This window comes from Bradyrhizobium sp. LA6.8 (genome assembly GCF_040547935.1).
Lineage (GTDB): Bacteria > Pseudomonadota > Alphaproteobacteria > Rhizobiales > Xanthobacteraceae > Bradyrhizobium > Bradyrhizobium barranii.
The window spans coordinates 105373-119313 of sequence record NZ_JBEPQQ010000008.1; the positions used below are offsets into that span (position 1 = coordinate 105373).

The 13941-nt window shown below is 64.8% G+C and carries 18 protein-coding genes; 8 read left to right on the forward strand and 10 right to left on the reverse strand.

The features are described from left to right. Window positions 1-121: 121 nt before the first annotated feature. Entirely contained in the window at window positions 122-928 is an 807-nt protein-coding gene (locus tag ABIA90_RS32140) for an N-formylglutamate amidohydrolase (RefSeq protein ID WP_354121164.1), read from the forward strand. On the opposite strand, the gene ABIA90_RS32145 is transcribed toward ABIA90_RS32140, so the two are convergent. The 4 genes from ABIA90_RS32145 to ABIA90_RS32160 form a co-directional block, all read right to left on the reverse strand. After that, a complete protein-coding gene (locus ABIA90_RS32145) occupies window positions 925-1800 on the reverse strand; it encodes a DUF3592 domain-containing protein (protein ID WP_354121163.1) in 876 nt (291 codons plus the stop codon). The two genes, ABIA90_RS32140 and ABIA90_RS32145, sit on opposite strands and share 4 nt — an antisense overlap. Before the next feature lie 84 nt (window positions 1801-1884). Further along, complete coding sequence (locus tag ABIA90_RS32150) at window positions 1885-2505, reverse strand: LysE family translocator (protein WP_354121162.1); 621 nt, start codon at window positions 2503-2505, stop codon at window positions 1885-1887. Window positions 2506-2550: 45 nt separating this feature from the next. Beyond that, the gene (locus ABIA90_RS32155; protein WP_354121161.1) at window positions 2551-3093 is read right to left on the reverse strand and encodes a hypothetical protein; all 543 of its coding nucleotides are present in this window, start codon (window positions 3091-3093) and stop codon (window positions 2551-2553) included. 2 nt (window positions 3094-3095) lie between these two features. Further along, complete coding sequence (locus tag ABIA90_RS32160; RefSeq protein ID WP_354121160.1) at window positions 3096-4544, reverse strand: LVIVD repeat-containing protein; 1449 nt, start codon at window positions 4542-4544, stop codon at window positions 3096-3098. 116 nt (window positions 4545-4660) lie between these two features. Here ABIA90_RS32160 and ABIA90_RS32165 point away from each other — a divergent pair, with 116 nt between their 5' ends. From ABIA90_RS32165 to ABIA90_RS32175, 3 genes are read left to right on the forward strand one after another with little or no spacing between them, the layout of a single operon-like run. After that, window positions 4661-4975: an ArsR/SmtB family transcription factor gene (locus ABIA90_RS32165; protein WP_008544842.1), complete on the forward strand. Its 315-nt coding sequence runs from the start codon at window positions 4661-4663 to the stop codon at window positions 4973-4975. Continuing rightward, window positions 4968-5438, forward strand: a complete 471-nt coding sequence (locus ABIA90_RS32170) for an SRPBCC family protein (RefSeq protein ID WP_354121159.1) — start codon at window positions 4968-4970, stop codon at window positions 5436-5438. Before ABIA90_RS32165 ends, ABIA90_RS32170 begins: the two co-directional genes overlap by 8 nt. Then, entirely contained in the window at window positions 5435-5947 is a 513-nt protein-coding gene (locus tag ABIA90_RS32175; RefSeq protein WP_354121158.1) for an SRPBCC family protein, read from the forward strand. Before ABIA90_RS32170 ends, ABIA90_RS32175 begins: the two co-directional genes overlap by 4 nt. A gap of 18 nt (window positions 5948-5965) precedes the next feature. Here the strand turns inward: ABIA90_RS32175 and ABIA90_RS32180 are convergent, their stop codons facing one another. Beyond that, entirely contained in the window at window positions 5966-6142 is a 177-nt protein-coding gene (locus ABIA90_RS32180) for a hypothetical protein (RefSeq protein ID WP_354121157.1), read from the reverse strand. Between ABIA90_RS32180 and ABIA90_RS32185 the strand changes: the two genes are divergently transcribed. From ABIA90_RS32185 to ABIA90_RS32195, 3 genes are all read left to right on the forward strand, one after another. Then, entirely contained in the window at window positions 6137-6469 is a 333-nt protein-coding gene (locus ABIA90_RS32185) for a hypothetical protein (RefSeq protein WP_354121156.1), read from the forward strand. The two genes, ABIA90_RS32180 and ABIA90_RS32185, sit on opposite strands and share 6 nt — an antisense overlap. 70 nt (window positions 6470-6539) lie before the next feature. Then, entirely contained in the window at window positions 6540-7346 is an 807-nt protein-coding gene (locus ABIA90_RS32190; protein WP_354121155.1) for a transglutaminase-like domain-containing protein, read from the forward strand. Then, window positions 7346-7531 (forward strand): hypothetical protein, encoded by a 186-nt coding sequence (locus ABIA90_RS32195; RefSeq protein WP_354121154.1) that lies wholly within the window; start codon window positions 7346-7348, stop codon window positions 7529-7531. Before ABIA90_RS32190 ends, ABIA90_RS32195 begins: the two co-directional genes overlap by 1 nt. A 28-nt stretch (window positions 7532-7559) precedes the next feature. Here the strand turns inward: ABIA90_RS32195 and ABIA90_RS32200 are convergent, their stop codons facing one another. Beyond that, window positions 7560-8333 carry a DUF2189 domain-containing protein gene (locus tag ABIA90_RS32200; RefSeq protein ID WP_354121153.1) on the reverse strand — a complete coding sequence of 258 codons (774 nt, stop codon included), beginning with the start codon at window positions 8331-8333 and terminating at the stop codon, window positions 7560-7562. A 299-nt stretch (window positions 8334-8632) separates the two neighbouring features. Between ABIA90_RS32200 and ABIA90_RS32205 the strand changes: the two genes are divergently transcribed. Then, the gene (locus tag ABIA90_RS32205; RefSeq protein WP_354121152.1) at window positions 8633-10864 is read left to right on the forward strand and encodes an ATP-binding protein; all 2232 of its coding nucleotides are present in this window, start codon (window positions 8633-8635) and stop codon (window positions 10862-10864) included. A gap of 2 nt (window positions 10865-10866) precedes the next feature. Here the strand turns inward: ABIA90_RS32205 and ABIA90_RS32210 are convergent, their stop codons facing one another. The 4 genes from ABIA90_RS32210 to ABIA90_RS32225 form a co-directional block, all read right to left on the reverse strand. Further along, window positions 10867-11310, reverse strand: a complete 444-nt coding sequence (locus tag ABIA90_RS32210) for a hypothetical protein (RefSeq protein ID WP_028159430.1) — start codon at window positions 11308-11310, stop codon at window positions 10867-10869. Window positions 11311-11312: 2 nt separating this feature from the next. Further along, a complete protein-coding gene (locus tag ABIA90_RS32215; protein ID WP_354121151.1) occupies window positions 11313-11681 on the reverse strand; it encodes a YybH family protein in 369 nt (122 codons plus the stop codon). An 81-nt stretch (window positions 11682-11762) separates the two neighbouring features. After that, window positions 11763-12230, reverse strand: coding sequence for a MarR family winged helix-turn-helix transcriptional regulator (locus ABIA90_RS32220; RefSeq protein WP_354121150.1), 468 nt, complete (start codon window positions 12228-12230; stop codon window positions 11763-11765). Between the two features lie 13 nt (window positions 12231-12243). Beyond that, window positions 12244-13854, reverse strand: coding sequence for an acyl-CoA synthetase (locus ABIA90_RS32225; protein WP_354121149.1), 1611 nt, complete (start codon window positions 13852-13854; stop codon window positions 12244-12246). Window positions 13855-13941 lie beyond the last annotated feature (87 nt).

Genomic DNA, 13941 nt, shown 5'->3' on the forward strand with positions numbered 1-13941 from the left:
GTCTTGTGATGAATCGCCGGCGACGGCATCGTCTGGCGATCATGGTGATTTTGGGTGGACCGACCTACAAGCGATTGCTGCCCAATTTGGACGGTAACTGCTTTTTCCATAGGCAATCAGGATGGACTTGAACACGGCCGACGCGACCGATCAACTGCTCGGCGCGGGGGACATTCCGCCGGTGCATGAGGTCAATGCGGATGGGGCATCGCCTTTCCTGCTCACCTCGGATCATTACGGACGGATTTTGCCGCGCGCGCTCGGCGACCTCGGCGTCGCGGAAAGCGAGCTCACGCGACACATCGCCTGGGACATCGGTATTGCCGGCGTCGCCGAGCGGCTGGCAAGAATGCTCGATGCGCATTTGATCGCGCAGCGCTATTCGCGGCTCGTGATCGACTGCAACCGCTCGCCCGGCGTAGCAAGCTCGATTCCCGTGATATCCGAGGCGACCGCGATCCCGCGCAACGAGGGTATCACCGAGGGCGAGCGCGCGGCGCGGCGGCGCGAGATCTTCGAGCCCTATCACCGCCGCATCGATGCCGCGATCGACCACCGCCTGCACGACACGCGGCCGGCGGTGCTGGTGTCGCTGCACAGCTTCACGCCGGTTTATGCCGGCGTCGCCCGGCCCTGGCACATCGCCGCGCTGTATAACCGCGACACCGTGCTGCCGCAGCTGCTGCTGAAACATTTGCGCGCTGAAGGCGATCTCGTCGTCGGCGACAACGAGCCCTATGCGGTGAGTGACCTCAGCGACTACACCATCCCCGTCCACGGCGAAGCCCGCGGCCTCGTCAACACCGGCATCGAGATCCGCCAGGATCTGATCGCGGATCAGTCCGGCCAGCAGCAATGGGCGGAGCGGCTGGCGAGGATTTTTGCGGAGATCGAGCTGGAGTTGCGCAGGGAGAGGCTGGTCGACTAGCTGCCCCGCGTCGCGACAAACACCGCGAGCGCAGCGAAAATCGCAGCGATCCCCCACAGCAGCCAGGCGATGCGGACGGGGCCGCTTGTATCGAGCGTCGCCTCGGCCGGGTTGTCGGGATTGACGCGCACCTCGACGGTCGCGCCGTGCTTGTAGCGCGACATCAGCTTCTTCACCATCTCGTCGGACCCGGACTGCGTCCCGGCCGCGACGCGCGCGCATTCATTGGTGTAGCTGATATTCTGATAGCGATAGGTGTAGGTCACGCGCTTGCCGAACATCTCGGTGCCGCGGCGCTCGCCCGGCTCGCTGGCCTCGTGATATTGCTCGATCCCCGACAGCTTGATCGTGCCCGGCACCACCGGCCAGCGCGCCGCCTTCAACGCCTGCCGCCGCACCCCATACCCCATCAGCGCGATGACGAGGCCGAACGCGATCGCCGTGCCGATGCCGAGACAGCCCCACAATCCCTTGGGCAGGTCGCGCTCGAGTACGGCCTGATCGGGATGGCGCGGATTGTAATAGACGGTGACGACACTGCCGGCGGGATATTTTGCGAGCTTCTCGGCGACCTCGAAATTGCCGAGGTCCTCGCCGATCGAGATGCGGTTACAGCTCAGCTTGCGGCTGCCGACCGGATATTCGTAAGTCACGTTCGCAAAATTGCGGCTCTCGAGCCGATAGCCTTCCTCGCGGTCGCTGTCGGATACCCTGACCTCGCGCACCTCGGCGACCGAACGGACGACCTTGCCCGGTGCCTGCGGCCAGCTTCGCGCCTCGCGCACCTGCCAGGTCTTCACAACGGCGGCGACCAATAACAGCCCGAGCGGTGCGAACAGCATCGCATAGACGAACCAGGGCAGATCGGGCACGGCCAAATTCCTTCGTCAGCGGCAATGCCCGATTGGACGCATCGCCGCCGCGAAGGGTTCAAGCGCGGACTGGTACGAGGGAGGTTATTTTGCCCTTGTCAGCGCCAGCCAGATACCGCCGCCGATCATGAAGCCGCCGGAGATGCGCGACATCAGCCGCGTCCGGCGGGCCGAGAAGAACTTTCGGGCACGCCCAGCGGCGAGAGCGTAGAGCGCATCCGTCATCGCCGCGGTGACCATGAAAGTGGCGCCCAGCAGCGCCACTTGCGGGAAGTGATCGCGGTTCATGTCCATGAACTGCGGAATGAAGGCGCCGAAGAAGATCAACACTTTCGGGTTCGACAGCAGCACAAGGAAACCTTGCAGGAAGAACCCGCCGCGCGGCGGCGCCGGCGGCTCGTCGACATTGAGGCCTTCGACCGGCGCCCAGATCAGCTTGACGCCGAGCCAGATCAGATAGGCGGCGCCGGCAAAGCGCACCCAGTCGAACCAGTAACCCATGGTCGCCATCAGCGAGGTCAGGCCGACTGCAACGATGCCGATGACGATGGCAAGGCCGGCCTGCGCGCCCGCGACATTGGTCAACGCCGCGCGCGTGCCGTGACGCAGGCCGTTGGCGACGACGAGGGTGACGATCGGCCCCGGCAGCAAGGCCAGCGCAATGCAGGCGGCGACGAAGGCGAAATAGGCTTGCATGGACATCATGGGGAGGACTCGCTGAGAGCGGTTTGGCGCATTAATGCATGACACTCACTGTCCGTCCAGCGCCGCCGTCGCCCATAGCTTCATCTCCGGCGTCTCCAGGAACGCCAGCGCCGCACGCTGCACGGCGCCTGCTTCGTCGCGCCCCTGGGCCGCAGCGACGAAGAGATCGCAACGGCGCGAGACGGCGATGCCGATCGCGGCATGACGGACGCCGTCGGGCATATCGAGATCATAGCGCCTGGCACGGCCACGCATCTCGCCAAGTCCCACCTCCTCGCCCGGCGCGACGGCGGCAAAGCGCGGGCTGATCAGATCGATGTCGGCAACGCGATCGACCTCATCGTCGTCGGCGACGCCGCGGTCGCAATTGCAGAAGCCGCGCTTGGCGCGCACGTAAAGCTCAGTGCCCGCGCAGGCCCCGTCGCAGCGGAACGCGCGGCCGGACGGCCAGCCGTCGCGCGGGAACGGCCATGCGATTTCGCTCCAGCCCGCCGATTCCGCCGCCGGCGCCGGCGCAAGCCGATAGGCCCCGACGCCGGACACACCGAGCGCGATGGCCACGGCCGCAATCGCCGCCCCGCGCCGCATCGTCAGTTCCTCAGCAGGCCGGCGGCCGCGCGCGCCGGTCCGGTCAGCTCGAGGATATGCAGGCCGGTGTTGGCGCGGTCGACGATGTAGATGTAGCCGCGATCGTCCGTCTCGACATTGTTGGTCTGGATCGCGACCTTGCAACGCTCGCCGCCCTCGACGGGAATGCAGCGCTTGTCGGTGGCCGGCGTGATCGCGGGGATGAAATAGCCGACCTCCTTCGGGTGATAGGGATCGCGGATGTCGAGCGCGCGCACGCCGGCATTGAAGAAGGCGATGAAGGCCATCTTCTTGTAATAGACCGGCGCCATGCTCTCGTTCGAGGAGTGCGAGCCGAAGCGGCCGCCGCGCTGGCAGAACTGTCCGCCCGCCTCCGGCACCGTGTAGCTCGAGATCATCATCGGCCGCGTCTCGGTGGTGACGTCGGCAAACCACACCATCTGCCGCGCCTCACCGCATTCGTTCAAGATCGCCTCGTCGACGATCATGACGATGTCGCGGGTCTTGCCGTCCTTGTCCTCGGCGAATTCGGCGACGGGCATGTCGAGCATCGGGAACGTCGTATGCGCGCCGTTGAAGGCGGACATCGGCATGCGCGAAATCTCGGGATAGCGAAGATTCTCCGGCGTCGGCTCCTTCGGCCCGTTCAGCAACTTGTCGCGATCGACGATCTGCAAAATGCCGCCCTTGTTGGTCCCGTAGCCGAAGAACACGCGATTGCCGTCGGGTCCGGTCGAGATCGGCCCGTGCAATTCGGTCGGCACGGCGCCGGTCGAGCCGGGCTCCTGGCCGGGCAGGCCAAAGTCGCGGATTTTCTGCGGATGCGCGGGATCGCTGAGGTCGTAGACCTGCGTCATGCGCCGCGTGCGCCAGTCCGGCGCGCCGGAGACGAGAAAGGCGATGCCGGTGTCGCACTCCCACCAGCTCTTGTGGGTGTCCTTAAGCCCGCCGATGCGGGTAACGAGCACGGGATTTGCGGGATCGGCGACGTTCCAGATCTCATGCGCCTCGCTGCCGAAGGTGCGGAGCATGTAGACCGCATTGGGATCGCCCTTCGGCAGCGACTTGCCGTCGCAAACCCGTACCATCTGCGCGCCACCGGATTCGTACTTGCCTTCCTGGCCCGGCAGATGCCGCAGATATTTTGGACGCGCGGGATCGGTGACGTCGACGATGGACGTTCCGTTCGGTTCGGCCTGCCCCGTCATCGGGTTGACCGGCGCGGGCACGTCGTCGGTGCCGCCGTGATGGCCGATATAGGCGATCCAGCGATCGCCCTGGTGATGGATGGTCGGCTGGTACGCGCTGCGCGCCTGCAGGTCGTTGGCGCCGACCAGCTTCATATTGGACGCTTCCGGCGGCGCGCCGATGGTCTGCTTCTGTTGTGCCTGGGCCGTGTTGCTGCAGGCGAAAAGGACAAGACCTGCAGCGAGTGAGAAGCAACGGAACATCAAAGCTCTCCCGGAACCAATCTGCGTTGGCTGAGCTTCAAGGCTAGCACAGCCATTTCCGGGCGCCAAAGACACCATCTTGACATGCAACCATTTGGTTGCCTATTGTCGCCGCCATGGATGAGGTCTTCAAAGCGCTCGCCGATGCGTCACGACGGTCGCTGCTGGACAGGCTTCACGCCAGGAACGGCCAGACGCTGAACGAACTCTGCGAAGGCCTCGCGATGACGCGCCAGGCCGTGACCAAGCACCTTGTCATTCTCGAAGAGGCCAATCTGGTCACGACCATCAGACATGGCCGCGAGAAGCTGCACTACCTCAATCCGGTGCCGATCCATCAGATCGGCGAACGCTGGATCAGGAAATTCGAGCGCGGCAAGCTCGCCGCGCTCAGCGAGTTGAAACGTCAGTTGGAGAAGCGCGATGAGTAAGCCCCAATTCGTCTATGTGAGCTATATCGAGACCACGCCGGAGAAGCTGTGGGAGGCGCTGACGTCGAGCGAGTTCACCAGGCAATACTGGTTCGGCGCCGAGGTCCGGTCGGACTGGAAGGTCGGCTCGCCCTTCGCGCTCACGCTCGACGGCGAGGTCACCGATTCCGGCGAGATTCTGGAGGCCGATCCGCCGCGCCGCCTGTCCTACAGCTTCAAGCACCAGAAGTTCGAAGAGCTGCGCGGCGAGCCGATATCGCGCGTCGTCTTCACGATCGAACCGTTCGGCTCGCTGGTGCGTTTGACCGTGTTGCATGACGGCTTCATCGAGGGCGGCAAATATCTCGGCGCCGTCTCCAACGGCTGGCCGGCGATCCTGTCCCAGCTCAAGAGCCTGCTCGAGACCGGCAAGCTGCTCGGCATTCCACGCGCAGCCCTCAACAAGGGATTCGACGCAAAATGAACCTCGATCAGTTCAAACCGCTGACGGTCTACACCATCTACATCGTCTCCACGCCGGAGAAGGTGTGGGAAGCGCTGACCTCGGCCGAGTTCAGCAAGAAGTACTTTTCCGGCTTTGCGGTGGAGATGGAACGGAGGCTCGGCGGCAGTTTCACCGTGCGCGCGCCTGACGGTTCGGAGCACGTCTCCGGTGAAGTGTTCGAATACGATCCGCCGAACAAGCTGACGGTGACGTGGAACGTCAACTGGCCCGACCTCGTCGCAAAGCTCGGCACCACGCTCGTCACCTACGAGATCGAGCAAGCCGGCGACGCCGTCCGCCTCACCATGAGCGAACGGCACGACCGCGCGCTCAGCGACGACATCCTCTCCGGCGGCCGCACCGGCTGGCCGGCGATCCTGTCGGGACTGAAGAGTTTGCTGGAAACCGGCAAGGCGCCGCAGATCAAAATGACACCGCCAGCGCAGATGCTGGCGGCGTTGCAGGCAATGGGGATCAAGACGCCGTAGCGACCGGAATCGGCGCTGTCATCGCTTCTTCTTCACCGGCGGTTGAATCTCGTCGATCTTGCGACGGCAATCGCCTTCCGAGTCGTGCGGGCCCGAGACGAAGGTCCCGCTGACCTTGATCGCGTACCAGCCAGACTCCACGCCGAGCCGGAGCGCTTCGTCTGTCTTGACGTGCCGTGGGGAGAGAGTTTGCATCATGTGCTTTCGGTTGGCGTTCGATCTCGTATCGAACCGCTGTGGAATTTTTCAGGCGTCCGCGGCACGCCTGCTGCGTCCGGCTCGCCCGCGGGAAGTGGCAATAGGCGCGACGATCGCCGTTACGACGTCGCGATGAGAAGGCTCCGCCGGTGCGAAGAATCAGTCGTTTCAAATCGCGCGCGGATCGTCGTGACGCAGCGTGTGCGCAGAGACGACCGCTCTTTCCGACATTGGCGCACCGTGCGCGCAATCGCCGCAATTAGCTATCGTTTTCTCGCCCGCGCCGCGCTTTTGAAGCGCCAAATGCCGCTCTCGATCGAATAAGGCCTTGAATGCCTTGTGTTCGATCGCTTCGTAGCCATGTTGGGAGCTTGGCCAAGGGAAAGTCGTTCGCATGAAGCTCCGCGTCGGGTTCGAGATGCTGTACGAGTTCCCGCAGCCGACGCCTATGATCATGGTGTTGGGCACGCACTTCACGCGCGCCTCCGATATCGTCGTGCCCGACCTGCTGACCACCCGACCTTCGGTGGCGATCAACCCCTATCGCGACCTCTTCGGCAATTGGTGCAGCCGCATCGTTGCGCCGGCCGGCGCCTTCCGTCTTGCCGGCGATGGCATCGTTCGCGATAGCGGCCTGCCCGACCCGGTGTTTCCGAACGCATTTCAGCACGCCGTCGAAGCGCTGCCGGCCGACACGCTCGTCTATCTGCTCGGCAGTCGCTACTGCGAGACCGATCGCCTGTCGGATATCGCATGGAAGTTGTTCGAACAGACGCCGCCGGGCTGGGCGCGGGTCCAGGCCATCTGCGATTTTGTTCATCGCCACATCACGTTCGGCCATGAGCACGCGCGTGCGACCAAGACAGCCCGGGAAGCCTACGACGAAGGCAAGGGCGTGTGCCGTGACTATGCCCATCTCGCCATCGCGTTCTGCCGCAGCATGAATATTCCGGCGCGTTACTGCACCGGCTACCTCAGCGACATCGGCACCCCACAACCGTGGCCTGCTGGAGATTTCGCCGCCTGGTTCGAGGCTTTCGTCGGTGGAAGCTGGCACATGTTCGATCCGCGCAACAATACGCCGCGGATCGGCCGCGTGCTGATTGCGCAGGGGCGCGATGCCGCAGACGTCCCGATCGTCCAGACCTTCGGTCCGAATACCCTGCTCAATTTCAAGGTATGGACCGACGAGGTTGCCTGATGACAGCCAGCACCCCTGCGCTCACCGCCGATGAATTTGCGTCCTTGGCCATGGTCGGCAAGGGTCAAGGCGACATTCCGCACGCGCACGGCGAACGTCTGGCCAATTTGGGTTATGCGATCAGGCGGCTCGGCGAACTCGAGCTGACCTCATTCGGCGCTCGCCGCCTGGCAGCGGGCGAATAGCTCGCTTCCGTTGCGTCCGGCTCCCCTCTTACGGCACCGGCACCACCAGCCGCCGATAGAGATGCCACGTCGCATGCCCGAGCACGGGCAGCGTCACGACCAGTCCGAGGAAATACGGCAGCGCCGAGACGATCAGCAGCATCACGATCACCGCGGCCCACGAAATCATCGGCAGCGGGCTGGTCACCACCGCACGCACGCTCGTCACCATGGCGGTGACGAAATCGACCTCGCGGTCGAGCAGCAGCGGAAACGACACCACCGTCAGCGAGAACAAGATCAGCGACAGCACGGCGCCGACCGCGTTGCCGATGACGAGGAACAGCAGGCCCTCATTCGTCGTCAGCACCACCGTCATGAATTCCTGCAAGCTCGAGAACGAGGCGTGCAGGCCGAGCAGCAGCGCGATGAGCAGCCGCACCTGGTACATCCAGATCACGAACACGAACAGCGTGACGAAGGCCATCCAGCCGATCTCGCTGCGCGCGCGTATCGCCGACCAGATCGCGCCGAAGGAGACCGGCTCGCCGCATTCGCGGCGACGGCTGACCTCGTAGAGGCCGATCGCCACGAACGGCCCGATCAGCGCGAAGCCGGCCGCAAGGGGATAGACGAGATAGACCATGCCGAAGGCGGTGAGACAGAGCATGATGGCGATGCCGCCGCCTGCGTAGAGCGCGCCGAAGCAGAGCCCGTAGAGCGGTAGCGCCTGGAAATCGCGCAAACCCTCGACCAGCGCCTCGGCGATGTCGGTCGCCACCACGGGACGCACCACCGGATCGACTTTGCCCGAGATCGACATGCGGCTCCTCTCCTCGTCACCGGCACGATCTCCGTCGCGCGCGATCCCGATATTAGCGCCCTCGCGACCTGCGCGCACGCGCGCGTTGATTGCGGGATGACGGTATCCCGGGAGGCCCGACACCAGCCCGACAGAGCCTCGCGGGCGAACCTTCCGGGGACTCATCCGTGATGTGCGCGGCCGAAATTTTCCGCGCGAGGGCTTTTTCGGCGCGATGCCTATGGACTGGGCGGAGGGTGGTGCCGCAGATTGCATCTTCGAACCAGCACGCGCGACGACCAAATTGGACCGCCCGACCGATGAGCTTGCGTACCCGGCTACTGATACTCGTCATTGCGGCCATGCTGGTGCCGGCCATCCTCGTCGGCTTACGTTTCGTGCAAAATCGCAGCAGCGAAATCAACGCGGCCCTGGCCAATCTGACCGCGACAGCCGACGACATTGCGAGCGACCTGGACGAGAAGATCCAGGGCACCGCCCAGCTTCACTATGGTCTCGCCCGTGCACGCGATCTCGACACGCGCGACAAGGCGGCGTGCTCGGCGTTCCTGTCGGAAGTGCGCGAGGAATACCCACAGTTCACCGGAATATTGACCATCGATCCCGACGGTAGCCTGTTCTGCGATTCGCTGCGGACCAACCGCACCCTCGACCTCCGGGATCGCGCCTATTTCAAGCAGGCCCTGGCGTCGCGCGGCATCGCGCTCGAGCCGGTATTCGGCCGGCTGACCGGCCTATCGGTGCTCCAGATCGCCTATCCGGTGCGATCGGAGACGGGCGCCCTGAAGCTGATCCTGCTCGCATCCTTCAACCTGCGCAAATTCGCGGAGTTTCACGACAAGCGGCTGCTCGGCCAGAAGGAGATCCTGCTCCTCGACAGCAAGGGAACGGTTCTGGTCGCCCCCTCCCGCGGGGGCTGGACCGAGCCGGTCGGCACGTCGATCGCGGGATCCGACCTGCTCCGCTTCGCCGCAATGCCCGACCGGAAGGCGTATCAGGAGGTGACCGATCGCGACGGCCGGACGCAGGTCTGGGCTGTCGCCGCGCGCTCGCCTTCGACCCGCGATGCCGGCCTCTACATCATGGTCGGACGGTCCAAGGACGGACTTGTCGCGGCGGCGAATCGCCGGCTCTACGAGGATGTGGCGATACTCGCGGTGGCCTCGCTGCTGCTGCTCGCGGCCGTCTGGATCCTTGCCACCGTGAGCGTCGGGCGCCAGGTCGGACGTCTCGCCACCATGGCGAAGAAGCTTGGGCTCGGAGATCTCAGCGCGCGAATTCCGCCTCCCCACCCGGGCGGCGAGCTGGGCGGATTGATGACCCTGCTCAACGGCACCGCCGAGTCGCTCGAGCAGCAACGCGCCGCCATCGCCGACCTCAGCCACAAGCTCAGCCAGTCCCAGAAGATGGAAGCCATGGGCCAGCTTACCGGCGGCGTGGCGCACGATTTCAACAATCTTCTAACCGTCATTCTCGGCAACTCCGAGCATCTTGCCGACAGGCTGGCCGGCAACAAGGAATTGCACCGGATCGCCAACGACATCGCGACCGCCGCGGAGCGCGGTTCCGACCTGACGCGGAGCCTGCTCGCCTTCGCACGCAAGCAGCCCCTGAGGCCGCGAGACATCGACATCGCCGCGAAGATTCACGAGATGGAGCAGCTGTTGCGCCGGCCCCTGGGCGAGCACATCGAATGCACCTTCGCGCTCGAACCGGATGTGTGGCTGACCAGCGTCGATCCCGGCGAGCTGACAACGGCGCTGCTCAATCTCGTGCTCAACGCGCGCGACGTCATGCCGCTCGGCGGCAAGCTGACGATCGAGGCGCGCAACACCTCGCTCAGTGAATCCGACCTGGACGTCAATGGCGAGCCGCGGCCGGGCGACTACGTCATGGTGGCCGTGACCGACACCGGCAGCGGCATGACCGCCGAGGTGGCGAGCCGGGCGTTCGAGCCGTTCTTCACCACCAAGGAGGTCGGCAAGGGCACCGGCCTCGGCCTGAGCATGGTCTACGGCTTTGTGCGGCAATCCGGCGGCGTTGTGCAGATGCAGTCCGAACCGGGACAAGGCAGCGTCGTCAGGCTGTTCTTTCCCCGCCTTGCGACGCCACCAAACGAGCATCCGTCGCCCGCGGAACGGATCGCCGCCCCCGACGGAAGCGAGACCATTCTTGTCGTCGAGGACGACGACATGGTTCGGGCCTATGTCGAGAGCGAGCTGAAGACCCTCGGCTATCGCGTCATCGCGGCGTCGAACGGTCCCGCGGCTCTCGAATTGTTGCGCCACCCCGGCGACATCGACCTGCTGCTCACCGACGTCGTGATGCCCGGCGGCATGTTCGGGCCGGAGCTCGCCAGGCAAGCGACCGGCTTGCGGCCCGGGCTCAAGGTGCTCTTCACCTCGGGCTACACCCAAAATCCCGTCAAGACGCCCGACGGGGTCGGCGACGCCCGCATCCTGACAAAACCGTTCCGGCGGAAGGATCTTGCCGCGATGCTGCGGTCCGCCCTGTCGGCGCCGCCGCGCTGAAATCAGGAGGAGAACGCCAGCCGGAGCGCTACGCCGAGATTGGCTACGAACAGAGCCGCGTCGATGACGAAGATCCTGAGCATCGGACCTTTCAGCACGGGCCAGTAGGCCACCCCGACGCGCCCTCCGCGCATCAGGACCGGAAGGTTATAGGCGAACTGGCTGAAGTGGCAGGCGGCAAAGAACAGGAACAGCGCGAGCTGCGCCTCGATCGGCTGGAAGAAAGCCGGACGGGCGGCCAGAAGATAGAACGACAAAAGCCCGATCGGCAGATTCATTCCGCCCAGGAACGCCACGCTGGCCGCCAGCGTTGGCGCGATCGGATTGCTGCGCTCTTCGCGCGGCAGGAGTATCTTCAGCGTGTTGCCCTGGGCGACGCTGAACTGGATGAACGCGCCGCCGAACCAGAGCGTGTTGAGGAGCAGGACGAAATCCGAAAGGTGCATGATCATTTTCCGTAGAAGGCTTCGCTGCGCACCACACGGCCCGCATCGTCGAAATCCATGAACTCGCTGGCGCGCGTGTCGCCGAGCTGCCACCACACCGTCAGGCGCGCGATCGCCTCGTCCCAGCTCCAGCTCAGGATCTTCAGGTCAGCGCTTTCGATGTGGCCATAAGCCTCGCGCCAATAAGCGCGGATGTTCTCGGCGCCGGTAACGACCGGAGAACCGGTCAGCGATAGTGCCAGAGGGCTGCGCATCTGCGCATCGTCGGCGAAATGCGCGACAACCGCGTCGATATCGACCCGGCGCCAGCTCGCGCACCATGCCGCGACGAAGCGCTCGGCGGCTGCGCGATCCATTTTCCGTCCGCTCATGGCGGAGCCCTCCCCTGGCTCGTTGCCGGGAAAGTGGCAAAGCTCGCGCCTCATGTCAACTATATTGACTTTAGGAAACCGTCAGTTGTTGTCGGCGATCGCCCCCATGACGGCCATCCATGCCGCCGCACCCGACGCCCCGGCACGATCAAACGCTTCGCGCAGGACCTTGCGCTCGTGGTCCGATGCTTTTTGCTCGATGCGTCGCCCGGCCTCCGTCAGGCGCAACAGCTTGGAGCGATGCTGCTCGGGCGCTCGCTTCGACGTCAGGAGCTTGCGCTCCAGCAGCAGGTTGAGCGGCCGGTTCAGGGCCTGCTTGGAGATGCCGAGGATCTCGATCAGCGCGCCGATCGCGATATCGGGCCGGCGCGCCACCACGTAGAGGATGCGATGGTGTGGACGCGACAGGCCCTGCTTCGCAAGATATTCGTCGGCCTCCAGCGTCATCCCGCGCCAGCCGTAATACATCAGCTCCAGCGCCGCATCGAGATCGTGCAGCTTCGGAAGTGAGGCGCGGTGAAGCCCCGCAGCTTGAGACGTCTTTGCCATTGTCTGAAAGAGCCTAACCCCGCGCCCGCAGCTCGCGCCGCAGCACCTTGCCCGTCGCCGTCATCGGCAGTGTCTCTGCGAACTCGACGAAGCGCGGATATTCGTGCGCGGCGAGTTGCACCTTCACGAACTCCTGGATCTCGCGCGCGAGCGTGTCGCTTGCCGCGAAGCCGGGACGCAGCACGATCCAGGCCTTGATCGATTCGGTGCGGATCGGATCGGGGATGCCGACCACCGCCGCCATCGCCACCGACGGATGCTTCATCAGCGTGTGCTCGATCTCGGACGGGCCGACGCGATAGCCGGCTGTGGTGATGACGTCGTCCTCGCGGCTGACATACCAGAAATAGCCGTCCTCATCCCGGGTACCGAGATCGCCAGTCAGCAGGAATTCGCCGGCATATTTCTTCGCCGTCGCGTCCGGATTGCGCCAGTATTCGAGCATCGTGCACGGGCATGGCTGGCGCACGCCGATGATGCCGCGCTGCCCCGTCGGCAGTTCCTCGCCCTTGTCGTTGACGATGCGGACGTCGAAGCCCGGCGTCGCCTTGCCCATCGACCCCGGGCGGATCGGAAACAGGTTGGAGTTGCTGCCGATCACGAGGTTGCACTCGGTCTGACCGAACACCTCATGCGCATCGATGCCAAACGTCTCGCGCACCCAGCCGAGCAGCTCGCCGCCGAGCGATTCACCGCCGGTGAAAATGCTGCGCAGCTTGACGCCCGGATGCTTCACGCCGGCCTGCCGCATTAGCTTCAGCGCGGTCGGCGGCAGGAAGACGTTGCGGACACCGAGGTCGGCCATCATCTCCATTGCCGCCTGCGGCTCAAACTTTCGCGCGCGGTGACCGACCAGGGGGATGCCGTGATACCAGAACGCGAACAGGCCGTTGACGAGGCCGCCGATCCACGCCCAGTCCGCCGGCGTCCACATCAGATCGCCGGGGCGCGGCAGGAAGTTGTGACACATCTCGACATTCGGCAAGTGGCCGAGCACGACGCGATGCGCATGCAGCGCGCCCTTCGGATTGCCCGTCGTGCCTGACGTGTAGATGATCAGGGCAGGGTCGTCGGCGGAGGTGTCGACGGTCGCAAAGTCCTCGGACGCGGTTTCGATCGCCGGCCAGAACGGTTTTGCGCCGGCATGGACCGCGCCGCTCGTGATATAGATGTCCTGCAGATAGGGCAGCCGATCGCGGACCTTCGTGAGCTTCTCCCAGCCCGCCTCATCAGTGATGATGGCTCTTGCTTGCGAATTCGACAGGCGGAATTCCAGCGCGTCCTCGCCGAACAGCGCGAACAGCGGGATCGAGATCAGCCCGGATCGGAACGCGGCCATATGCGCGATCGGCAGCTCCAGCGACTGCGACAGGAACACCGCGACACGGTCGCCGCGCACGAGCCCATCGGCCTTCAGCACATTGGCGAAGCGGCGCGACATCTCCGCAACCTCGTCGAACGAGGTGCGCGTGGTTGCGCCGTTCTCGTCGACATAGAGCAGCGCGAGGCGGCCCGTGCCGTCGGCATGGCGGTCGCAGCACGCTTCCGCCATGTTGAAGCGCGCCGGGACGTCCCAGCGGAAGTTACGATAGAGCTCGTCGTAGGTTGCGGCTTCGGTCAGCATGGTCGTTTCCCGGCAGCGTCGTCACGGCCGGGCTTGTCCCGGCCATCCACGTTCTTGTTTGGACCTGAGTTTATGCGCGTGGGTGCC